This is a genomic window from Neobacillus sp. SM06, assembly GCF_050496765.1.
In the GTDB taxonomy this organism is placed as follows: domain Bacteria; phylum Bacillota; class Bacilli; order Bacillales; family Cytobacillaceae; genus JAEVLT01.
The window spans coordinates 1-21,935 of sequence record NZ_JBNWEO010000017.1 but is presented as its reverse complement, the minus strand read 5'-3'; the positions used below and the strand labels follow the sequence as shown (position 1 = coordinate 21,935).

Sequence of the window (21,935 nt, the reverse complement as noted above, 5' to 3'; positions counted from 1 at the left end):
GCTCCTTGCCCATTCGGGCCGTTTAGACCAAAAGGAGGTGACAGTGATGAAAAAGTACGAAATCATGTACATCATCCGCCCAAATATTGAAGACGAGGCAAAAAAAGCGCTTGTTGAGCGTTTCAATACAGTCCTTAGCGACAATGGTGCGGAATCAGTAGAAGTAAAGGATTGGGGCAAGCGCCGCCTTGCATATGAAATCAATGATTTCCGCGATGGCTACTACCAAATCGTAAACGTTACTTCTTCAGCTGCAGCGGTTGAAGAATTCTCTCGCCTGGCGAAAATTAGCGAAGATATCATTCGTCATATCGTCGTTAAAGTAGAAGCATAATCTTAGTTGATAATAAATGTTCCACATGAAACAATAAATGATTGAAAAAGGAGTTGATTCTGATGATGAATCGTGTCGTTCTTGTTGGCCGATTGACAAAAGACCCGGACTTGCGCTATACGCCAAATGGTGTTCCTGTTGCAACGTTTACTTTGGCTGTAAATCGTACGTTTACGAACCAACAAGGAGAACGGGAAACAGACTTTATTAATTGTGTCGTTTGGCGGCGTCCAGCTGAAAACGTGGCAAACTTTTTGAAAAAAGGCAGTCTTGCTGGCGTTGATGGCCGGATTCAAACACGCAATTATGAAGGACAAGATGGTAAGCGCGTATATGTTACAGAAGTGCTGGCTGAAAGTGTTCAATTTTTAGAGCCAAAGAGCAGTGCGTCAAGCTCAAGAAATGACAACGATTATTACAATGCCCCAAGGGAACAAAATAATCCATTTGCGGGTGGCAATCAGAATCAACGCCAAACTAATTCGAATCAAGGTTTTACAAGAGTGGATGAGGATCCGTTTGCCGGAAACGGCCAAATAGATATCTCAGACGATGATCTTCCATTCTAACCAACAACTTTTCAGTGAAATTTTAGGATACAAACAATTGCAAAGGAGGGAATTTTCATGGCAGGAGGACGCAAAGGCGGACGTGCGAAGCGCCGCAAAGTTTGCTATTTCACCGCAAACGGAATCACTCACATCGACTACAAAGATGTAGATTTATTGAAAAAATTCATCTCTGAGCGCGGTAAAATTTTACCACGCCGTGTGACTGGTACGAGTGCAAAATACCAACGCAAATTAACAATTGCCATCAAACGTGCACGCCAAATGGCATTACTACCATTTGTTTCAGGTGAATAAGCGTAACAAGCAAAAACAGCAAGGGAATTCCCTCGCTGTTTTTTTAATGCGAAAAAAACCTATTGGGTTCTGTCATGTGTCGATCGACCTCCGTAGTTACTAAAGTATATCACTAAAGTTCCCTACGACATCTATCCTAACAGAGGGGGGCATTACATATATTGAACGAGAGCAAGCGTTACTGGAACCTTATTCAGTGGAAGCACAGCACATTTATCGAGCCAAGTGGAAAAAAGAATGATGAAAGATTTTAAAACAAACCAAAACCTAAAAAAGTACGCATTTTTTGACGCCAAAAAAACCACAAGAAAGCCTGTCATTACAGCATTCTTGTGGTTTTAACTGTCAAACTTGAGATTATAAAGTATTTTTGTTGATTTTAAAAGTGATTTTCTTTAAAAGAATTGTGTTCTGTTGAATCGAGGGGCTGAACTGGCTACAATAAAGGGAAAGGATTTCAGACTATTATTAGGGGTGAAGAAGTGAAGAATGCGCGAAAATTGACGGAAGGAGCTATTTTACTAGCTGCCTTTATGGTGTTACTGCTGTTAACTATTTATGTTCCGGTCATTGGCATCGTAGTTAATCTGTTCTTGCCAGTTCCGTTTATTCTGTTTGCTGTAAAAAATGATTGGAAAAGTGTGCTTGTTTTTATTGTGGCGTCCTTATTGATTTCCTTCATCACGGGCACCATATTAGCATTGCCGCTCACGCTCGCATATGGAACAACCGGGGCAATTATGGGGTATATGATTCAAAGGCAAAAAAGCAGGACAGCCATTTTAATTTCGGCTTCCATCGTTTTTTTAGTCAACCTTGTCGGCCAATACATTGTCTCCATTGTCTTTTTTCAACTAAATTACATTGATGAATTGTTTAAAACAATGCAGGATTCTTTTAAAATGTCAGCAGATATTATGAAGAATTTTGGTTCACCGCAAGGAACGACCCAAGTTTTAGACCAATTTACAAAGGCATTGGCATTGCTTAAAACCCTTTTGCCCAGTTTGTTCGTAATGGTGTCATTTTTAACCGTTTTTATCATTCAGCTCCTTTCCTTGCCGATTCTTAGAAGGTTCGGGATCAAGGTTGAAAATTGGAAGCCGTTCCGGGAAATCTCACTGCCAAAAAGTTTTATTTGGTACTATTTGCTTACAATGCTTGCGGGAATCGTGTTTCACCCTAAAGCTGGTACATATGGTTTTGATGTTTTAACCAATTTAACGTATATTTTGCAACTGTTTATGGTTTTTCAGGGATTAACCTTTTTGTTTTTCTTTTTTCACCAGAGGGGAACATCAAAGTCCATCCCGGTTATCCTTGCGATTTTTTCCTTCCTTGTGCCAATATTGCTGTATCTTATAGGGATATTAGGTATAATTGACTTAGGCTTTGGTTTGAGAAGACGATCAGAACCAAGAAAGTAAAGACGACTGTTAGGAGTTGAAACAATGCCTGCATATTTAGAAAAACGGTCAAGCCGATACCCATTCTACGGTTTATTGGCGATTACAGTGGTGCTTCTTATCGTCTTGTTTTTATATAATTGGATTCTCAGCTTGGGCGGTCTATTAATCATGTTTTTGCCCGTTTATTATATGTTCTCGATTGATCGGCGCCAGAGAAGGGAAATGGAAGAATACATTTCTACCTTGTCCTACCGGGTAAAAAGGGTCGGCGAAGAAGCCTTAATGGAAATGCCAATCGGGATCATGCTGATCAATGACGAGTATTATATTGAATGGACAAACCCGTTTCTTGCCTCATGTTTTGGCGAGGATACCCTTGTTGGAAGATCACTTTATGATGTTGCTGAAGCGCTAGTTCCGCTAATTAAACAAGAGGTGGAAACGGAAATTATAAAGTTGCATGAGCGCAAATTCCGGGTGATACATAAGCGTGAAGAACGCCTGCTTTATTTTTTTGATGTAACAGAACAAGCAGAAATTGAGAAAATGTACCAAAACGAACGCCCGGCACTAGCCATTATCTTTTTGGATAACTATGATGAGCTAACACAAGGGATGGATGATCAATCACGCTCGAGCATCAACAATCTAGTGACTTCACTATTAAATAAATGGGCACAGGATAATGGAATTTTTCTCAAAAGAACTTCCTCTGAGCGCTTTATAGCCGTTTTTAATGAAGGGATTTTGCATGTTCTTGAAAAAGAAAAGTTTGCAATTCTTGATATTGTTCGTGAAACAACTTCGAAGCAAAATGTTTCAGTTACCTTGAGCATCGGTGTTGGGGCAGGGGTCTCGTCCTTGCCTGAACTGGGAGATCTCGCGCAGTCCAGCCTGGATCTGGCCTTAGGCCGCGGCGGCGACCAGGTTGCGATCAAACAAGCAAACGGCAAGGTGAAATTCTTCGGTGGAAAAACCAATCCAATTGAAAAACGGACAAGGGTAAGGGCACGGGTTATCTCACATGCATTAAAGGAATTAATAGCCGAAAGTGATAAAGTGATCATTATGGGTCATAAAAACCCCGATATGGATTCCATTGGGTCTTCTATTGGCATCTATAAAGTAGCCCAAATGAATCAAAAAGAGGCCCATATTGTTGTTGATTCTCAAAAAGCTGATACAGCCGTGCAACGGTTAATGAATGAAATTCGCCAAAGCGAACAATTGCTGTCACGCTTTATTAATCCGGAGAATGCACTCGAACTCTCAACTGACCGCACCCTGCTGGTCATCGTCGATACGCATCGTCCAGGACTTGTCATTGAAGAAAGGCTCTTAAATAAAATTGATAAAGTAGTGGTTATTGACCACCATCGCCGGGGCGAAGATTTTATCAAAAACCCGTTGCTTGTCTATATGGAGCCATATGCTTCCTCAACCGCGGAGCTAGTGACAGAACTGCTTGAATACCAGCCAAAACGGGGAAAAATTGAGATGCTCGAAGCAACGGCTCTTTTAGCTGGGATAATTGTGGATACAAAAAGCTTTACCTTGAGAACCGGCTCGCGAACGTTTGATGCGGCGTCCTATTTGCGTGCCCAAGGAGCGGATACTGTCCTTGTTCAAAAGTTTTTGAAAGAAGATTTGGACACCTATATACGAAGATCCAAATTGATTGAATCCGTAGCTTTTTATAAAGATGGGATTGCGATTGCCCGCGGACTTGATGATCAAGCGTTTGACCAAGTATTGATTGCACAGGCAGCGGATACGCTGTTAACCTTCGACGGGGTCGTTGCGTCATTTGTTATTTCCAAACGGAAGGATGACCTGATCGGGATAAGCGCGCGTTCCCTCGGTGAAATAAATGTTCAGGTGATTATGGAAAGCCTTCATGGTGGCGGGCATTTGACCAATGCTGCTACCCAGCTCTCCGGGATAACGTTAGAGGAAGCGGAGAATCAATTAAAACAAGCGATTGATGATTATTTTGAAGGAGGAAAAAAGGAATGAAAGTGATTTTTCTAAAAGACGTTAAAGGAAAAGGAAAAAAAGGTGAAGTAAAGAACGTCGCTGACGGCTATGCACAAAATTTTCTTTTCAAACAGGGGCTGGCGACTGAGGCAAATCAGGCAAACATGAGCTCGCTTTCCGCTCAGCAAAAGAAAGAAGAAAAGCTTGCAGCTGAGGAATTAGCGGAAGCAAAAAAATTAAAGGAAATCCTGGAAAAAGTTACGGTTGAATTAACCGCTAAAGCTGGCGAGGGCGGCCGTCTATTCGGCTCAATTACCTCAAAGCAAATTGCTGAAGAACTGCAAAAGAAACACGGTATTAAAATTGATAAACGCAAAATGGAGCTGGAGGATGCAATCCGTTCCCTCGGACATACGAAAGTGCCGGTCAAGCTCCATCATGAAGTAATGGCAATGCTGGATGTACATGTTAAAGAAGGAAACTAATTTTCCAGTTCATTTTCTTAGCAAACATGATAAAATAAACAAGAGATAAGATGTGATCGGTTGAGACTGATCACTCTTTCTGCTTTATAGAGTAGATTTCATCCTTCTTCGAAGAGGAGGTTAAGCATAGAATGAATGAACTATTTGCGGACCGTCTGCCACCGCAAAATATTGAGGCAGAGCAAGCTGTTTTGGGGGCAATTTTTCTTGAACCTTCCTCACTTACGCTAGCATCGGAAATTTTGATTCCAGAGGATTTTTATCGGGCCGCCCATCAGAAAATTTTCAATGTGATGCTGAAGTTGAGCGATCAAGGTAAAGCGGTTGATTTGATTACCGTTACAGAAGAATTGGTTGCGACAAAGCTTATTGATGACACGGGCGGCGTCAGTTATTTAAGTGAGCTGGCGGCATCTGTTCCAACTGCAGCGAATATTGAGTATTATGCAAGAATTGTAGAAGAGAAATCTTTGCTCAGAAGGCTAATTCGCACCGCAACGACCATTGCCCAGGATGGGTATACGAGGGAAGACGAAGTTGAAATTGTTTTAAGCGAAGCGGAAAAAAATATTCTTGAAGTTGCTCAGCGGAAAAATACTGGCGCTTTTCACAATATTAAAGATGTTCTTGTTCGCACATATGACAATATTGAATTTATGCATAGCCGCGTCGGTGATATTACGGGGATTGCGACCGGATTTGCTGAACTTGACCGGATGACAGCAGGCTTTCAGCGCAATGATTTAATCATCGTTGGTGCCCGTCCTTCTGTTGGTAAGACCGCTTTTGCGTTAAACATCGCGCAAAATGTTGCAACCAAAACAGGTGAAAATGTTGCGATTTTCAGTCTTGAGATGGGTGCGGAGCAGCTTGTCATGCGGATGCTTTGTGCTGAAGGAAATATTGATGCCCAAAGGCTGAGGACAGGATCACTGACCGATGAGGACTGGGGAAAACTGACGATGGCGATGGGAAGCCTCTCAAATGCTGGGATTTTTATTGATGATACCCCCGGTGTCCGAGTGGGCGAAATTCGTTCAAAATGCCGCCGCTTGAAGCAGGAGCACGGTTTGGGAATGATTTTGATTGATTATTTGCAGTTGATTCAAGGCAGCGGCCGTTCGGGAGAAAACCGCCAGCAGGAGGTTTCGGAAATTTCCCGGTCCTTAAAAGCGCTGGCGCGTGAGCTGCAAGTTCCCGTCATTGCCCTCTCTCAGCTATCAAGGGGTGTGGAGCAGCGCCAAGATAAGCGTCCGATGATGTCTGATATCCGTGAATCGGGAAGTATTGAGCAGGATGCCGATATCGTTGCCTTCTTATACCGCGATGATTACTATGATAAAGAATCAGAGAACAAAAACATTATCGAAATCATTATTGCCAAGCAGCGTAATGGTCCGGTTGGTACCGTTCAGCTTGCCTTTGTCAAAGAATACAATAAATTTGTCAACTTGGAGAAGCGGTTTGATGATTCTGCGATTCCTTCGGGTGCCTAAATCAAAGGATTGGCCTATTTGTGCTAATCCTTTTTTTATAGAGTAATGGTTTGGTATTTTACGAACATCTTTTTCTTTTAAAATATTAAATGTTCGTGTTTAATTGATTTTTTTGTGGTGAATTGGTAAACTAATGAAGGATTCATTTCAAATTTTATGAATGGTTAACATTCGGAGGTGCTTTTATGTCATCAGTTGTAGTGGTTGGAACCCAATGGGGTGACGAAGGAAAAGGGAAAATTACCGATTTCCTTTCTGAAAATGCAGAAGTTGTTGCGCGCTATCAAGGTGGTAATAATGCTGGACATACCATTCGATTTAATGGAGAAACGTATAAGCTGCACTTAATTCCATCCGGAATCTTTAATAAGGAAAAAATTTGTGTGATTGGCAACGGAATGGTCGTTGATCCGAAAGCACTGGTTGAAGAACTTGCCTATATTCATGAAAAAGGGGTTACAACAGATAATCTTCGCATCAGCAATCGCGCCCATGTGATTCTTCCGTACCATTTAAAATTAGATGAAGTGGAAGAAGCGCGGAAAGGTGCAAATAAGATCGGGACAACGAAAAAAGGCATTGGCCCGGCTTACATGGACAAAGCAGCTCGTGTTGGGATCCGTATTGCCGATCTGCTTGACCGAGAAGTTTTTGAAGAAAAGCTGGTGCGCAACCTCGAGGAAAAAAACCGCCTGTTCGAGCGGATTTACGAAACCACCGGTTTTACGAAAGAGGAAATTTTAGAAGAATATTACCAGTACGGCCAACAGATTAAACAATATGTATGTGACACTTCCGTCGTGTTAAATAATGCTTTGGACGAAGGTCGCCGCGTTTTGTTTGAAGGTGCGCAAGGCGTTATGCTCGACATCGACCAAGGAACATACCCGTTTGTTACCTCATCAAATCCGGTTGCGGGCGGCGTGACCATTGGCTCTGGTGTCGGCCCAACGAAAATTAATCATGTTGTCGGCGTTTGCAAAGCCTACACTTCGCGTGTCGGCGATGGCCCGTTCCCAACCGAATTGCATGATGAGATTGGCAACCAAATCCGTGAAGTAGGCCGCGAATATGGTACCACGACGGGACGCCCGCGCCGCGTCGGCTGGTTTGACAGCGTTGTTGTCCGTCATGCCCGCAGGGTCAGCGGCATCACCGATTTATCGCTAAATTCAATTGACGTGCTAACAGGAATTGAGACGCTAAAAATCTGTACGGCATACAGCTATAGAGGTCAGATGATCGATGAATTCCCGGCAAGCTTGAATATCTTAAAAGAATGCGAGCCTGTTTACGAAGAACTTCCAGGCTGGACAGAAGACATTACCAGCTGCAAATCATTAAATGATTTACCGGAAAATGCACGCCATTACATCGAGCGTGTTTCCCAATTGGTCGGCATTCCGCTTTCAACCTTCTCTGTCGGCCCAGACCGCAACCAGACCAATGTGGTCAGCAGCCCTTGGAGACAAATCTAATCAAAGTGTTCATATGCCCTGCCCCTGATAAAGGAGCGGGGTTTTCATTATACAAATTTTTTAGGGTAAACCGGTCATTACTGGCTTCTCTAATGCCCGATTCTCCTGTTTTTCAGTGTTCAACGGTCATTACTGGCTTCTCTAATGCCCGATTCTCCAATTTTTTAGGGTAAACCGGTCATTACTAGCTTCCCTAATGCCCGATTCTCCTGTTTTTCAGTGTTCACCGGTCATTACTAGCTTCCCTAATGCCCGACCCTCCTGTTTTTCAGTGTTCACCGGTCATTACTGGCTTCTCTAATGCCCGATTCTCCTGTTTTTCAGTGTTCACCGGTCATTACTAGCTTCCCTAATGCCCGATCCTCCAATTTTTTAGGGTAAACCGGTCATTACTGGCTTCTCTAATGCCCGATTCTCCTGTTTTTCAGTGTTCACCGGTCATTACTAGCTTCCCTAATGCCCGATTCTCCAATTTTTTAGGGTAAACCGGTCATTACTAGCTTCTCTAATGCCCGATTCTCCAATTTTTTAGGGTAAACCGGTCATTACTGGCTTCTCTAATGCCCGATTCTCCTGTTTTTCAGTGTTCACCGGTCATTACTAGCTTCCCTAATGCCCAATTCTCCAATTTTTTAGGGTAAACCGGTCATTACTAGCTTCCCTAATGCCCGATTCTCCAATTTTTTAGGGTGAACCGGTCATTACTGGCTTCTCTAATGCCCGATTCTCCAATTTTTTAGGGTGAACCGGTCACTAGTGACTCGGCGAACGCCTCCGGAAAGCGTGCACCTGGAGCGGAAATCAACAGACTAGTTGTCAGAACCAAACAAAAAAGGATCGGGCGGTTTTTCCCCGGTTTTTCTTACATCGTTATGTATATCCATAAATTCTGAAAGCATAAATATTTTTTAAAAAACCTATTGCTAATCTCTATTTGCATATGATATTATTAAAAACGTCGTCAAGTTTAGAGAAACATTTAGAAAAATAACCAATACGAGCCATTAGCTCAGTCGGTAGAGCAACGAGCAAAGCATCTTGAATAAACAGCGAGTTGCGAGAAAGATCGGGAGATTTTTCGAGCATCTGACGAAGGAAATCATTTCTTAGGGTACAAATTTAATACGAGCCATTAGCTCAGTCGGTAGAGCATCTGACTTTTAATCAGAGGGTCGAAGGTTCGAGTCCTTCATGGCTCACCATTCATTTAACTAAACATGGCCCCTTGGTCAAGCGGTTAAGACACCGCCCTTTCACGGCGGTAACACGGGTTCGAATCCCGTAGGGGTCATAACAATTTTGGTCCGGTAGTTCAGCTGGTTAGAATGCCTGCCTGTCACGCAGGAGGTCGCGGGTTCGAGTCCCGTCCGGACCGCCATCCTACATAACCTACAGAAGATAAAGAAATATACGGCTCGGTAGCTCAGTCGGTAGAGCAAAGGACTGAAAATCCTTGTGTCGGCGGTTCGATTCCGTCCCGAGCCATCCTTGAAAGGAGTTTGCCAAGCGCAAACTCCTTTTCTGTGGTTATCTTTGTTACCTTCGTAATACTGTCGTAAAATCTGAACCAATTTTTGCAAAAAAATAAAAAACTTGTCCTATTTTGTAATCCAAAATGTATCTGTCCATCCTTGAAGAAAAACCTTGTATTTTCAAGGTTTTAATAGGTTTTCATCATTAACAAAGTATTAATTCCTTAATCTGAACGATTCCACAAATTACTATTTATCGTCATAAAATGACAGCAATTATACATTTTTGTTACATTACCAAGGCTTCTCATCTTTTTTATAGTAAATATGGTAAAGTTAAAAGGTGAAAAAATTGATTAATAGACCATAAGAACTAGTTTAGAAGATTTGTTCTGTATCTTAGGGAGGATAAGTAATGGCGTTCCAAAAACAAAGAATATCCAATCTAATGAGCAACAACAAACCGATCAAGAAAGCCGGCATAAAAACGGCTCTTGTATCCGCAATTGCAGCATCAGCGCTTATTTTCAGCAGCAGCCCAACAGCCAATGCAAGCGCTTCAAATTTAACAACCATCTACTACGTTTATCTAAACGATACATTTGTAGGCACAGTTTCTGATAAAAAACAAATTGACCAAACACTAAAAGAAAAAGTAAACACATTAGCAGAAGCAAATAAAGATCTCAATCTTCAGCTTTCATCACAACTTAAATACATACCTGAACAGGTTTTCCATTCTACTGCAGACAATGAAAAAACAATTGAGAAGTTAAAAAACTTTTTCCAACTGCAAGTAAAGGCATCTGCAATCGTCATCGATGGGCAGCCAATTGTTTACCTTGATAACAGCAGCACGGCAGAAGAAGTCATAAAAAAACTTAAACTTCAATATGTGACGGAAGAGCAGTTAAAAGAGCTTGAGGCTAGAAAAAATACACCAGCTTCCTTACCGGCGCTTAAAAATAACGAGACACGAATAGTAGACGTTCGTTTATCCAAAAATGTTTCATTTGCGGACGCAAAGGCTGCACCGGAAAAAATATTGACAGCTGACAATGCTGTGACCTTTTTACAAAAAGGAACGGTAGAAGAAAAGAAATATCAGGTAAAAGACGGAGATGTACTTGGATCAATTGCAAATGATCATCAGTTAAAATTAGCTGAATTACTTGCAATCAATCCTGGTTTAAATGAAAATTCAGTCTTAAAAATTAGTCGGGAAATCAATATAACGGTACCAAAATCGTATCTTGATGTTATTGTTGAAAAAGAAGTAAACCAACAAGAACCGATTCCATACCAAAATGAAGTCATTGAAGATCCGAATCTGCCTACAGGTGAAACAAAGGTGAAGCAAGAAGGGCAAGACGGACTCCAAGCTGTCACATACAAAATAACGGAGCAAAATGGCACGACAACAGCCAAGAATGTTATCAGCCAAAATGTCCTCAAACAGCCGGTTAAAAAAGTGATTGTAAAAGGGACAAAAGTTATTCCATCTCGTGGTGAGGGGAGCTTTGTTTGGCCAACGGTCGGCGGCTATATTTCAAGCCAACAAGGGGTGCGCTGGAATAAACTTCACAAAGGGATTGACATCGCCAGACCAAGCAACCGGACAATTAAAGCAGCCGATAATGGTGTAGTGGTTTCAGCTGGCTGGGATGGCGGATATGGAAACAAAGTAGTAATCGACCATCAAAATGGTTTTCGGACTGTTTACGCTCATATGGCATCCATAGGCGTCCGTCCAGGCCAAAGTGTCGAAAAAGGCTCGGCCATTGGAGTAATGGGGTCAACCGGAGACTCTACAGGTATCCACCTTCATTTTGAAGTCTACAAAAATGGGCAGCTGCAAAATCCATTAAACTACGTTAGTATGTAAAGTCTCTAGTATTCCTAGAGGCTTTTTTTTACCGATTGCTGTCAATTGTTGTTAAAAGATGAATTACGACAAATAACATGGTAAAGTAAGATAGAGTAAATAGACTCTTTTAGGACTAAGAAATAGATCTGAGAACGAATAATTTAGTGATGAAATTAATATAGACCGCCATTGTGAAAGGGGCAACCAGTATGGAGAAAAAAATTCTAGTTGTAGATGATGAAAAACCGATTGCAGATATTTTGCGATTTAATTTAAAAAAAGAAGGTTTTGATGTTTATTGTGCTTATGACGGGAACGAAGCAGTCGAGATGGTGGATGAAATTCAGCCGGACTTGATTTTGCTTGATATCATGCTTCCCATGCGTGACGGGATGGAAGTATGCCGCGAAATCCGAAAAAAGTATGAAATGCCGATCATTATGCTGACGGCCAAAGACTCAGAAATTGACAAAGTACTTGGCTTGGAGCTTGGTGCAGACGATTACGTAACAAAACCATTTAGCACAAGGGAATTAATTGCAAGGGTTAAAGCCAATCTGCGGCGTCATCAGCAGCTCTCCAGCCAATCTGTTCCAGATGAGGACACAAATGAAATTGAAATTGGCTCTCTTGTCATCCATCCCGATGCCTATGTTGTTTCGAAGCGAGGAGAAGTCATTGAATTAACCCACCGCGAATTTGAACTGCTCCATTATTTAGCGAAACATATTGGACAAGTAATGACAAGAGAACATTTGCTGCAAACCGTTTGGGGTTATGACTATTTTGGCGATGTTCGAACGGTTGACGTTACCGTCAGGAGGCTGCGGGAAAAAATTGAAGACAGCCCAAGCCACCCAGCATGGATTGTTACCCGCCGCGGGGTTGGATACTATTTGCGCAATCCTGAGCAGGAGTAAATGTAGATGAGAAGAGTAGGATTTTTTCGCTCGATTCATGTAAAGTTTGTTATCATTTATGTTCTGCTTTTATTGGTTGCGATGCAGATCATTGGGGTTTACTTTGTTAAGCAACTGGAAGAGACGCTAAGGACAAACTTTCAAACATCCTTGAAAGCACGGGTGAACTTGCTCGCTTACAATGTCGTTGAAGAAATGCAGAAACAGCGCACAGCGGATGACCCGACGCTGGAAGAGGACATAAAAAAAGTTCTTAAGGATTTCTCTGCAGTCGATATTTCAGAAGTACGAGTGATTGATGCGAGATCGCTGAAAATTCTCGGGACATCTTCTCCAAGCAATCAAGGCCTTGTTGGTTCAAGAACAACGGAATTGCGAATCAAGCAATCGATTATTTTAGAAGAAGACCAGAGCAGCATTTTAATTGATCCGCAATCAGGCCATCGGCTTTGGGTCTTATCAACGCCGATTAAATCAGGCAAAAAAGTTATCGGTGCCATTTATGTAGTGGCGAAAATTGAAAATGTATTTGAACAAATGAAAACAATTAATCGGATTTTTGCCACTGGAACAGCCATTGCATTATCGATCACTGCCGTATTAGGGATTTTGCTGGCACAAACGATCACAAGGCCGATTGCTGATATGAAAAAACAAGCACTGGCAATGACGAAAGGCAATTTTTCACGGAAAGTAAAAGTATATGGCTTTGATGAAATTGGTACACTTGCGATTACGTTTAATAACTTAACGAAAAAACTTCAAGAAGCTCAGGCGATGACCGAAGGCGAGCGAAGAAAACTTTCGTCTGTCCTTTCTTATATGACCGATGGAGTGATTGCAACAGACCGGAAAGGCCGGGTGATTTTAATTAACGATCCCGCTGCGGAGATGCTGGATGTTTCACGTGAAACAGTGCTGTCGCAGCCAATTGTTTCGCTGCTTGGTTTAAGCGACCAATATACTTTCGAAGATTTAATCGAAGAAAAGGATTCGCTGATTTTGGATTATAGCACGAAAAATAAGCCATATATTTTGCGGGCAAATCTTTCTGTTATTCAAAAAGAAACGGGGTTTGTTAACGGCTTAATTACGGTTCTTCACGACATTACTGAACAGGAAAAAATCAATATGGAGCGGCGCGAATTTGTTGCAAATGTTTCGCATGAATTAAGGACACCATTGACGACAATGCGGAGTTATTTGGAGGCATTAGCAGATGGCGCCTGGAGAGATGAAGAAATCGCTCCAAACTTTTTGGAGGTTACAAGAACAGAAACAGAGCGGATGATCCGCCTTGTAAATGATTTGCTCCAGCTTTCCAAGATGGACAGTACCGATTATCAGTTAACAAAAGAATGGGTGGATTTAGTCGACTTTTTCAATCAAATTATTGACCGTTTTGAAATGGCAAAAGAACAAAATCTGACATTTAAACGGGAGCTGCCTGGGCACTCCATTCTTTTGGAAATCGATGAAGATAAAATTACGCAAGTTTTATACAATATCATTTCAAATGCAATCAAATATTCTCCAGAAGGGGGACAGATTACTTTCTCGATAAAGGAAGAGGAAGAGAAAGTAATTGTCAGTGTCGCCGACCAAGGAATGGGAATTCCAAAAGAGAATATTGGAAAAATTTTCGAGCGTTTTTACCGGGTAGATAAAGCAAGATCAAGGAAATTAGGCGGAACAGGATTGGGTCTTGCCATTGCAAAAGAGATGGTTCAGGCACATGGCGGCAGCATTTGGGCAACAAGTGAAGAAGGAAAAGGAACCGAGATTGCATTCTCGCTTCCATATGAGCGTTCAGAAGAGGATGAATGGTCATGAGATATGAAAAAATCAAATCAATTGTGCTAACTGTATTAGTGTTTGGCAGCATTTTTTTAACATGGAATCTATGGACGTATCAGCCCAATTATGACACGATGGAAAACAGCAATTATGTGGCACAGGTCACATTAAGTCAAAAGCGGGAAGTGAAAAAAATTGTCCGCCCAGATATCGCGTTGTATCATATAAAAGGTGAGCATTTTGGGACAGTTGACCCGGCAGAATTGGACAGGCTGACGAAAGAATTAAGCAGATGGGTTTTCACTGATGTAAAAAATGTAACGAGTCAAATGGGCAATATCAATCAGTTAACCCAAGCAAACGGAAATGTTGAAATTGCGTTTCCGACCGATATTCCAATTGATCTTTACCGGAACGTTCTTCACTTTCAAGAGAAAAAAATTCTTTCGTTTAATTTTGATAAAATGATTGTAAATGTCGAAAATCCGGAAAAGGATAACGGGGTTGTCTATTTTGTTTCAACCAATACTGAACAAGTTTATGCAAGCCGGATTGCGGTTAGTTTTTTAAATGAATTTATTCGGGATTTCTATAAAGGGGCATGGCAGTATCCGCATTATTTTGCCTATAACCGGCCCAATAAACCAACCCTTTTTTTGCCGGATAAAGATCAGGATATGATGGAATACAAGTACCTTCCTGTTACCCTCAATTCCGATGAATTTAAGGAAGCTCTTTTTAATGATCCAAGCTTTGTGCAAAAGAGTTTTGTATCGCAAGGCGAAGAATATACAAATGGCTCGAGCAAAATGAATATTAACTATGACCGCAATATGCTTCTTTATGTAAATCCAACGGTTGACAGTGATTTTACGGAAAGTACAAATGACCTTGTGAAGCGCAGCATTGATTTTGTCAATGAACATGGCGGCTGGACGGATTCGTACCGCTATGTTGAGAAAGATGAGCTGCAGCATAAGGTAACATTTCGGATGTATAGTGACGACGGTTACCCGGTTTTCAATGATAGCGGCATGTCCGAAATCAATGAGACATGGGGCCGCAGAGAAATTAATAAATATGTCCGACCCAATATATCTTTAGAATTACCTCTCAAATCAGAGATGAAAAAAATCAAATTCCCATCCGGATCCCGGGTGTTGAATTATTTATTGTATGAAAAGAAAATCAAGCCTGAACTGCTTGAAAAAATTGTGCTTGGCTATAAAATGAAGCGGGACACGAAAACGTCAAAGCTCATCCTCTTAGAACCCACATGGTTTTATCGTTATGATAAAACGTGGAATGAGGTAACGATGGCTGATCTGGGAGGGGCAGCGAATGGATTGGAGTAAAATCAAGACCATTTTTATCGTGACCTTTTTGATTTTGGATGTGTACCTTTTCTATCAATTTGTAAAAATTCGCGACGCAAATAAATACGAATTGATAACCGAAATATCGTTTGAGGACAAGTTGAAAGCCGATGAAATTCACTATGTCGAGCTTCCGAAAACACCCATTAAGGATCAATACATTAGCGCGAAGCCGAAAGCTTTTTCCAAAGAAGAACTTGCAAAGCTTAAAGGGCAAACGGTTTATTTGAAAAATGCAACAACACTTGAATCAACGTTAGATAAACCGATTCAGTTAAATTCAAAGTTTGAAGAAGCCAGTATGTCTTCCTTTTTAAAAGAAAATGTTCTTTACAGCGAGCATTACGCATTTTGGGAAAAAAATGATAAGAAAAATACGATAACGTATTTGCAGCAATACGAGGGCGACACTTTTTTTAACAATCTCAGCGGAATGATTACCTTTTATTTTAATAAGGATAATCAAATTTATGCATATGAACAAACATATCTTGAGGGAATTGAAAAGCTGACAGCCAAACAGGAAATTCTCCCGCCGTTAAAGGCCATTGAAACCCTCCATCAAAAAGGAATGCTGAAGCCAAAGAGCAAAATTACCAAAGTGGAGCTTGGCTATGCAACGCTCATCCAGCTTGCGGCTTCGCAAGTGATGGCGCCCACATGGCATATTGTGGTTGATAACAAACAGGATTTGTTCGTTAATGCGTTTGAAGGGCAGATTATCGATTTTAAAAATGATGAAAATAAGGTAGTGGAGTGAAAACAATGTCTTTGCAGTTTAGTGTCCTTGCAAGCGGGAGTACTGGTAATGCCATTTATGTAGAAGATGGCCAGCATTCGTTTCTGGTTGATGCTGGTTTAAGCGGTAAACAAATGGAAACCCTTTTTCAAAAAATTGATCGGGATATGGGCCGTCTTTCCGGCTTATTTGTTACCCATGAGCATAGCGATCACATTAAAGGGCTTGGTGTCATTGCCCGAAAATACAAAGTTCCGATTTACGCAAATCAAAAAACGTGGCAGGCCATGGAGAGCCATATTGGGGAAATTCCTACAGAACAAAAGTTTATTTTTGACATGGAAACGGTCAAAAGCTTTGGTGCGACTGATATTGAATCGTTTGGTGTCTCACATGATGCTGTCGAGCCGATGTTTTACGTCTTTCATCATGCTGGAAAAAAACTTGTCCTCATTACCGATACAGGCTATGTGAGTGATCGAATGAAAGGAATCATCTCGAACGCAGATATGTATGTGTTTGAGTCAAACCATGATGTGCAAATGCTTAGGATGGGGCGCTATCCGTGGAACATTAAGCGCCGAATTTTAAGTGATGTCGGCCATGTTTCGAATGAAGACGCCGCGATTGCGATGAGCGACGTGATCGGCGACAAAACAAAGCGCGTGTACCTTGCCCATTTAAGTCTTGATAATAATATGAAGGAATTAGCCAGAATGTCCGTGACTCAAACCCTTGAATCAAGAGGCCTGATTGTTGGCGAACAATTTGATTTGTATGATACGGATGCAAAAAATCCGACCGTCTTAACGGCTGTGTAGGTTTAGCAGATTTTGATATTGGAAATAAAAAAGAGAGAAGGTTCTTTGCGAAGAATTTTCGTCTCTTTTTTTTGCATTTCACAGGCAACATTTTTTAGAAAGTGAAAAAGGATTGAGTATAATGGTTTCGAGAAAGCCAAAATAATGGATAGAGGGTTTATTTTTTGGAGAGAGGAATGGTGTAATTGGGCTATTATGACGATCATGCAGAATCGCGTTATAAAGAACAGCCAAGAAAAAAAGGCGGTTATTTTTTGGCAAGTTTGGCAGGGGCTATTATCGGTGCTGTTCTCGTCATCTTTGCAGCTCCATCATTGGCTGAACGCGGTATGCTGCCAAATAACATCCAACCGGGAAACACGACTGGTCAAAACAATTTAATTACCGGAAACAAAAACGAAATTGTCCAGCGACAAGTTGCTGTTGACGTCGAAACGGATACGACAAAAGCTGTTCAAAAGGCAAAAAGCGCTGTTGTTGGGATCACCAATATTCAATCATCGAATTTCTGGTCGGATGGCGGCAGTGCGCAGGGAAATGGTGAACAGGCCGCAGGGACGGGTTCAGGTGTGATTTATAAAAATGATGGGACGTATGCATATGTTGTGACAAACCATCATGTTGTTGAAGGAGCAACAAAGCTGGAGGTCAGCTTTGATGATGGAACAAAGCTTCCTGCCAAGCTCTTGGGGAGCGATATTTGGACGGATTTAGCCGTGTTGCAGATCGATGGAACGAAGGTGAAAAATGTAGCGGAGTTTGGTGATTCCGATAAGTTGAAGATAGGTGAACCAGTTATTGCAATTGGAAACCCGCTTGGTCCTACTTTCTCAGGTTCTGTTACAAAAGGAATTATTTCCGGCTTAAAACGTACCATCCCTGTGGATATTAATCAGGATGGTGTCATGGATTGGCAGGCGGAAGTTTTACAGACCGATGCGGCAATTAACCCAGGTAATAGCGGCGGAGCGCTTATTAATATTGCCGGTCAGGTCATCGGAATCAACTCAATGAAAATTGCCCAGAATGCTGTGGAAGGAATTGGCCTATCGATTCCGATTAATTCGGCAAAACCGATCATCACCGACCTTGAAAAATTCGGCACAGTGAAGCGGCCATACTTGGGAGTTGATTTAAAATCAGTAGCCGAAATTCCAGCCTACTATCAGCAGCAAGCGTTAAAACTGCCGAATGATGTCAATTACGGGGTTGCTTTAAGACAAGTGATTCCAGGCTCACCAGCTGACAGAGCAGGCTTGAAAGAGTTGGATGTCATTGTCGAACTGGATGGCCAGAAGATCAATGATGTCATCGATCTCCGTAAACACTTATATCAGAATAAAAAAATTGGTGAAAAAATGACTGTAAAGTTTTATCGGAATGGAAAACTGCAAGAAACAACCGTCACTTTAGGTGAAGATAAAACGAATATCAAGGGATAACGAAAAAGGCGGGGTGATTGCTCCGCTTTTTTCTTGGCTAATCAGAATGTATATCCACAAATTCTGAATGCATAAGGGGAACTACATCTCTATCTTCGCCAAAGGCTTGCCGAGCGGTGAGTTTTCTTTAGAGAATACCGAGCGATTTTGAACACTCGATGGATAGGACATGCCGTTTAAAGCAGTATAAGGCAACTACGCCTTTTGAACCGTACAAAGGCTGGCCAATCGTCGGGTTTTCTTTTGTGTTAAAATGGGGAAGGCTGCAGCAGGAATGCAGATCGGCCAATTGGTTAAGACTAAGAGTACATTCTCTGATGAAGGGTTGAGTAGAAAAATGATTTATTGTTGTGAAGAGCATGTGGATCTTGCACTGGATATGATTGTGGACGAATTTGAAACATTTCCGATTTTATCAAAATTAGATGTGGATAACTTATCAACAAACTGTGAATTTTGTCGAAATACGGCTGTATATGTTGTGGGGAACGAGTGATCCCACACAATATGTGGATAAAAAATGTGGATATGTGGATAAGAACTGTGGATATCATGTTTGTAATTACATAAAAGAGAGTTGTGGATTGTGAATATCTCAATTGTTACGGTTGGTAAATTAAAAGAAAAATATTTAAAACAGGGAATTGAGGAATACGTAAAGCGTTTATCGGCATATGCAAAATTGGAAATGATCGAGGTCGCCGATGAAAAAGCCCCAGAAGAATTGAGTGACTTGGAAATGGCACAAGTCAAACAAAAGGAAGGCGAACGCCTATTGGCCAAAATCAGCACAGATGCCCACGTCATCGCCCTCGCCATCAACGGCAAAATGCAGTCATCCGAAGAACTGGCCGACAGCCTAGACAAACTGGCCACCTACGGAAAAAGCAAAATCGCCTTCGTCATCGGCGGCTCCCTCGGTTTAAGCGACGAAGTGCTGCAACGCGCAAATGAGCAACTCTCCTTTTCACGGATGACCTTTCCCCACCAGCTTATGCGGCTCATTTTAGTTGAGCAGATTTACCGGGCGTTTCGGATTAATCGGGGTGAACCGTATCACAAATAGTGGTAAAACAAAAAATAGAAATATTAGTTAAGAAGGAATACTTAGATAAATTAATGTAGGAAACCCTAAGTTAATAAGGAGTTCTTGATTTAGGGTTTTATAATATAATTAAATTAAAGATAATCTTTGCATAGCAGGGAAATTAGACTTTTTAAAATTGCATATGTTTCTAGTAATAATTGCATATCCAAAATTTAAGGGTGGGAAAATGGACAATTTAAATATATTGAGTCAGATAGAGACAAATATAGAAGAAACCGTGGATAGGTATAAATCAATACTATCTATACCCAGACTTAATGACTGTTTAGTTGAAGATTTTGAATTGGTGTTATCATATGTAAAAAACAACGGTGAAGTGCCTGATGATCAATTAACAAATAAAATTATTGAAGTCTTTAAAGTTTCTCAAACCACCGCGCGAAATGTTAGACCTACGCTAGAAAGAGCAAACCTATTAATGAAGAACAAAAATAAGAAAATCAAATTAACAAAAATGTCTGAGGGGTATTATAAAACAAAGGATATAGGGTATTTAAGTAAGGGATTTATAAATAATTACTTCGGATTTTTAGAAGTTCTGTATCTTATTCAAAAAAATAAGCCAAAAAGGAGCATTCCTGTTAGAAGGATTTTCGGGGACTTGAACAAAAAGAGCCCTCTTGGTATGATGCGGGGTGTCAAATCTCGACGAATTAACCCCTAATTTGTTAACCAAGGAGGACTCCATAATGGATTTTAAACAAAATCAAAAAATAAATCAAGTTACCGAGAAAACACTTGTTGTCGGAATCGACATTGCTAAGCGTACACATTACGCTTGCTTTGTAGATGACCGCGGCCGAGTGCTCCAAAAGTCATTTGCAGTTTCGCAGTCTTTTAACGGTTTCGAGTTTTTCTATCAACGTATTTTGAGTGCGATGAAAGAACATGAAAAAACAGAAGTCATTGTAGGGATTGAACCTACAGGACATTACTGGCTCAATTTAGCCTACTTCCTTGAGGAACGAGGCATTCCCTTAGTCATGACGAATCCTATGCACGTCAAACGATCAAAAGAGTTGGACGACAATCTGCCAACCAAGCATGACCGCAAAGATGCGCTGGTGATCGCTCGTCTTGTAAAGGACGGACGCTTTAGTTATCCACGGATACTTAAAGAGATGGAGGCCGAACTTCGTGTTGGCTCAACCTTCCGAGGCAAGTTGACAGAGGAATTAGGCACTGTCAAAAACATGATGATTCGCTGGCTAGATCGCTATTTCCCTGAGTTCACTCAAGTATTTCCATCCTTCGGAAAAATGGCCATGGCTGTACTAGAATGTACCCCATTTCCAAGTGATCTTCACGAGAAACAACCCGATGAAGTTTTAACCCTTTATCGAGAGGTTGAGGGGCTCAAATCCCCCCAAAGACCAAAAGCAATACGTCTTATAGAATTAGCAGCTAACTCTATCGGAGTAACAGAAGGACGTGAGATGGCCCGTATTGAAATTGCCACACTCGTCAGCCGTTACCATCAGTTAGAAGAAGATATCGAAAACATTACCGGGCACTTGGTTGAGCTAGTAAAAACGTCTGTAGAGTACGAATGGTTATCAACTGTACCAGGGCTTGGAGATACAACGATAGTTGATCTATTAGCGGAAATCGGAAGCTTTTCACACTACGAAGACCCACGCCAAATAATCAAACTTGCGGGATTAACGTTACGTGAAAATTCCTCCGGTCTGCATAAAGGACAAAAGCGAATCTCCAAACGGGGCAGAAGGAAGCTGCGCGCCCTCCTGTTCCGAGTGATGATGCCAATGATTCGCCATAACGAAGCTTTTAGAAAGCTACATGAGTATTACACGAACCGTCAGGTTAACCCGTTACGTAAGAAGCAATCCATTGTGGTCCTATGCGGTAAGCTATTAAAAGTATTACATGGAATTAGCACGAAGCACAAAGCGTTCGACGCACAGCGAATGATGAGGGATATTCCTAGTCTCGCAGAGGCTATGTAAAGCCCTACATCCCCTTTAATAGACCTAGACAACAGGATGACACGGAGAAGCTGGCATTATATTTTCCATTCGACCTCGAGTCCCTAAAGGAGCTTCGCTAGCCTCTGCCTTATGACTAGACCGAACGAAGGAATGTAGGCACACTGATGCCCAGAGACATGGGAGGGTACGTCATCATAAGCTACGCAGAGATCCATTGTGCATCACATAAATTCCTTTCACTACTTTCCACTAATATCCAGTAGTGACCGCGTAGCGTACCCATATGGTGGAATAGTTTCACATATAATGAAAATACTGTAGGGGACTTTGTCGAAAAATATTTTTTTGACACCGTACCAATGGCTCAAACCCTTGGTACATCAACATTTATAGAGGGAG

General features: G+C 41.4%; 19 protein-coding genes and 4 tRNA genes. All 23 read left to right on the top strand.

Annotation, left to right across the window (positions count from 1 at the left end; all coding sequences use genetic code 11):
* Positions 1-46: 46 nt before the first annotated feature.
* The 23 genes from rpsF (at position 47) to ACQYAD_RS13255 (ending at position 21,554) form a co-directional block, all read left to right on the top strand.
* Positions 47-334, top strand: coding sequence for a 30S ribosomal protein S6 (gene rpsF / locus ACQYAD_RS13365; protein ID WP_430238909.1), 288 nt, complete (start codon positions 47-49; stop codon positions 332-334).
* 62 nt (positions 335-396) lie between these two features.
* Complete coding sequence (ssb, locus tag ACQYAD_RS13360; protein WP_430238908.1) at positions 397-903, top strand: single-stranded DNA-binding protein; 507 nt, start codon at positions 397-399, stop codon at positions 901-903.
* A gap of 57 nt (positions 904-960) precedes the next feature.
* The gene (gene rpsR / locus ACQYAD_RS13355) at positions 961-1,200 is read left to right on the top strand and encodes a 30S ribosomal protein S18 (RefSeq protein WP_430238906.1); all 240 of its coding nucleotides are present in this window, start codon (positions 961-963) and stop codon (positions 1,198-1,200) included.
* Between the two features lie 482 nt (positions 1,201-1,682).
* Positions 1,683-2,627 carry a YybS family protein gene (locus tag ACQYAD_RS13350; protein ID WP_430238905.1) on the top strand — a complete coding sequence of 315 codons (945 nt, stop codon included), beginning with the start codon at positions 1,683-1,685 and terminating at the stop codon, positions 2,625-2,627.
* A 24-nt stretch (positions 2,628-2,651) separates the two neighbouring features.
* The gene (locus ACQYAD_RS13345; RefSeq protein ID WP_430238904.1) at positions 2,652-4,625 is read left to right on the top strand and encodes a DHH family phosphoesterase; all 1,974 of its coding nucleotides are present in this window, start codon (positions 2,652-2,654) and stop codon (positions 4,623-4,625) included.
* A complete protein-coding gene (rplI, locus tag ACQYAD_RS13340; RefSeq protein ID WP_430238903.1) occupies positions 4,622-5,071 on the top strand; it encodes a 50S ribosomal protein L9 in 450 nt (149 codons plus the stop codon). Before ACQYAD_RS13345 ends, rplI begins: the two co-directional genes overlap by 4 nt.
* A gap of 131 nt (positions 5,072-5,202) precedes the next feature.
* On the top strand, positions 5,203-6,567 hold the full coding sequence (dnaB, locus tag ACQYAD_RS13335) for a replicative DNA helicase (RefSeq protein ID WP_430238902.1): 1,365 nt from the start codon (positions 5,203-5,205) through the stop codon (positions 6,565-6,567).
* Positions 6,568-6,752: 185 nt separating this feature from the next.
* Positions 6,753-8,045: an adenylosuccinate synthase gene (locus ACQYAD_RS13330; protein WP_430238900.1), complete on the top strand. Its 1,293-nt coding sequence runs from the start codon at positions 6,753-6,755 to the stop codon at positions 8,043-8,045.
* 1,126 nt (positions 8,046-9,171) lie between these two features.
* Positions 9,172-9,247, top strand: a tRNA-Lys gene (locus ACQYAD_RS13325).
* A gap of 17 nt (positions 9,248-9,264) precedes the next feature.
* Positions 9,265-9,336: transfer RNA gene (locus tag ACQYAD_RS13320), tRNA-Glu, on the top strand.
* Between the two features lie 10 nt (positions 9,337-9,346).
* Positions 9,347-9,423 (top strand) — tRNA-Asp (locus tag ACQYAD_RS13315).
* A gap of 34 nt (positions 9,424-9,457) precedes the next feature.
* Positions 9,458-9,530 (top strand) — tRNA-Phe (locus ACQYAD_RS13310).
* Between the two features lie 402 nt (positions 9,531-9,932).
* On the top strand, positions 9,933-11,402 hold the full coding sequence (locus ACQYAD_RS13305; RefSeq protein ID WP_430238899.1) for a peptidoglycan DD-metalloendopeptidase family protein: 1,470 nt from the start codon (positions 9,933-9,935) through the stop codon (positions 11,400-11,402).
* Positions 11,403-11,593: 191 nt separating this feature from the next.
* Entirely contained in the window at positions 11,594-12,304 is a 711-nt protein-coding gene (gene yycF, locus ACQYAD_RS13300) for a response regulator YycF (protein WP_430238898.1), read from the top strand.
* Positions 12,305-12,310: 6 nt separating this feature from the next.
* On the top strand, positions 12,311-14,137 hold the full coding sequence (walK, locus tag ACQYAD_RS13295; RefSeq protein ID WP_430238896.1) for a cell wall metabolism sensor histidine kinase WalK: 1,827 nt from the start codon (positions 12,311-12,313) through the stop codon (positions 14,135-14,137).
* A complete protein-coding gene (locus tag ACQYAD_RS13290; protein ID WP_430238895.1) occupies positions 14,134-15,456 on the top strand; it encodes a YycH family regulatory protein in 1,323 nt (440 codons plus the stop codon). The genes walK and ACQYAD_RS13290 overlap by 4 nt, the downstream gene beginning before the upstream one ends.
* The gene (locus ACQYAD_RS13285; RefSeq protein ID WP_430238894.1) at positions 15,443-16,237 is read left to right on the top strand and encodes a two-component system regulatory protein YycI; all 795 of its coding nucleotides are present in this window, start codon (positions 15,443-15,445) and stop codon (positions 16,235-16,237) included. The genes ACQYAD_RS13290 and ACQYAD_RS13285 overlap by 14 nt, the downstream gene beginning before the upstream one ends.
* 5 nt (positions 16,238-16,242) lie before the next feature.
* The gene (locus ACQYAD_RS13280; protein WP_430238892.1) at positions 16,243-17,037 is read left to right on the top strand and encodes an MBL fold metallo-hydrolase; all 795 of its coding nucleotides are present in this window, start codon (positions 16,243-16,245) and stop codon (positions 17,035-17,037) included.
* 185 nt (positions 17,038-17,222) lie between these two features.
* A complete protein-coding gene (locus tag ACQYAD_RS13275) occupies positions 17,223-18,479 on the top strand; it encodes a S1C family serine protease (RefSeq protein WP_430238890.1) in 1,257 nt (418 codons plus the stop codon).
* 274 nt (positions 18,480-18,753) lie between these two features.
* Entirely contained in the window at positions 18,754-18,975 is a 222-nt protein-coding gene (locus tag ACQYAD_RS13270) for a CxxH/CxxC protein (protein ID WP_430238889.1), read from the top strand.
* Between the two features lie 90 nt (positions 18,976-19,065).
* Positions 19,066-19,545, top strand: a complete 480-nt coding sequence (gene rlmH / locus ACQYAD_RS13265) for a 23S rRNA (pseudouridine(1915)-N(3))-methyltransferase RlmH (protein ID WP_430238888.1) — start codon at positions 19,066-19,068, stop codon at positions 19,543-19,545.
* A gap of 208 nt (positions 19,546-19,753) precedes the next feature.
* Positions 19,754-20,251 (top strand): hypothetical protein, encoded by a 498-nt coding sequence (locus tag ACQYAD_RS13260; RefSeq protein WP_430238886.1) that lies wholly within the window; start codon positions 19,754-19,756, stop codon positions 20,249-20,251.
* A gap of 25 nt (positions 20,252-20,276) precedes the next feature.
* Positions 20,277-21,554 (top strand): IS110 family transposase, encoded by a 1,278-nt coding sequence (locus ACQYAD_RS13255; RefSeq protein ID WP_430235492.1) that lies wholly within the window; start codon positions 20,277-20,279, stop codon positions 21,552-21,554.
* Positions 21,555-21,935: the final 381 nt, after the last annotated feature.

Coding starts and splice junctions, on each gene's coding strand:
- ACQYAD_RS13290 (WP_430238895.1), top strand. CDS start 14,134: ATGAGATATGAAAAAATCAAATCAATTGTGCTAACTGTATTAGTGTTT.
- ACQYAD_RS13270 (WP_430238889.1), top strand. CDS start 18,754: ATGCAGATCGGCCAATTGGTTAAGACTAAGAGTACATTCTCTGATGAA.
- rplI (WP_430238903.1), top strand. CDS start 4,622: ATGAAAGTGATTTTTCTAAAAGACGTTAAAGGAAAAGGAAAAAAAGGT.
- ACQYAD_RS13285 (WP_430238894.1), top strand. CDS start 15,443: ATGGATTGGAGTAAAATCAAGACCATTTTTATCGTGACCTTTTTGATT.
- yycF (WP_430238898.1), top strand. CDS start 11,594: ATGGAGAAAAAAATTCTAGTTGTAGATGATGAAAAACCGATTGCAGAT.
- dnaB (WP_430238902.1), top strand. CDS start 5,203: ATGAATGAACTATTTGCGGACCGTCTGCCACCGCAAAATATTGAGGCA.
- rpsR (WP_430238906.1), top strand. CDS start 961: ATGGCAGGAGGACGCAAAGGCGGACGTGCGAAGCGCCGCAAAGTTTGC.
- ACQYAD_RS13305 (WP_430238899.1), top strand. CDS start 9,933: ATGGCGTTCCAAAAACAAAGAATATCCAATCTAATGAGCAACAACAAA.
- ACQYAD_RS13345 (WP_430238904.1), top strand. CDS start 2,652: ATGCCTGCATATTTAGAAAAACGGTCAAGCCGATACCCATTCTACGGT.
- ACQYAD_RS13330 (WP_430238900.1), top strand. CDS start 6,753: ATGTCATCAGTTGTAGTGGTTGGAACCCAATGGGGTGACGAAGGAAAA.
- rpsF (WP_430238909.1), top strand. CDS start 47: ATGAAAAAGTACGAAATCATGTACATCATCCGCCCAAATATTGAAGAC.
- ssb (WP_430238908.1), top strand. CDS start 397: ATGATGAATCGTGTCGTTCTTGTTGGCCGATTGACAAAAGACCCGGAC.
- ACQYAD_RS13260 (WP_430238886.1), top strand. CDS start 19,754: ATGGACAATTTAAATATATTGAGTCAGATAGAGACAAATATAGAAGAA.
- ACQYAD_RS13255 (WP_430235492.1), top strand. CDS start 20,277: ATGGATTTTAAACAAAATCAAAAAATAAATCAAGTTACCGAGAAAACA.
- ACQYAD_RS13280 (WP_430238892.1), top strand. CDS start 16,243: ATGTCTTTGCAGTTTAGTGTCCTTGCAAGCGGGAGTACTGGTAATGCC.
- walK (WP_430238896.1), top strand. CDS start 12,311: ATGAGAAGAGTAGGATTTTTTCGCTCGATTCATGTAAAGTTTGTTATC.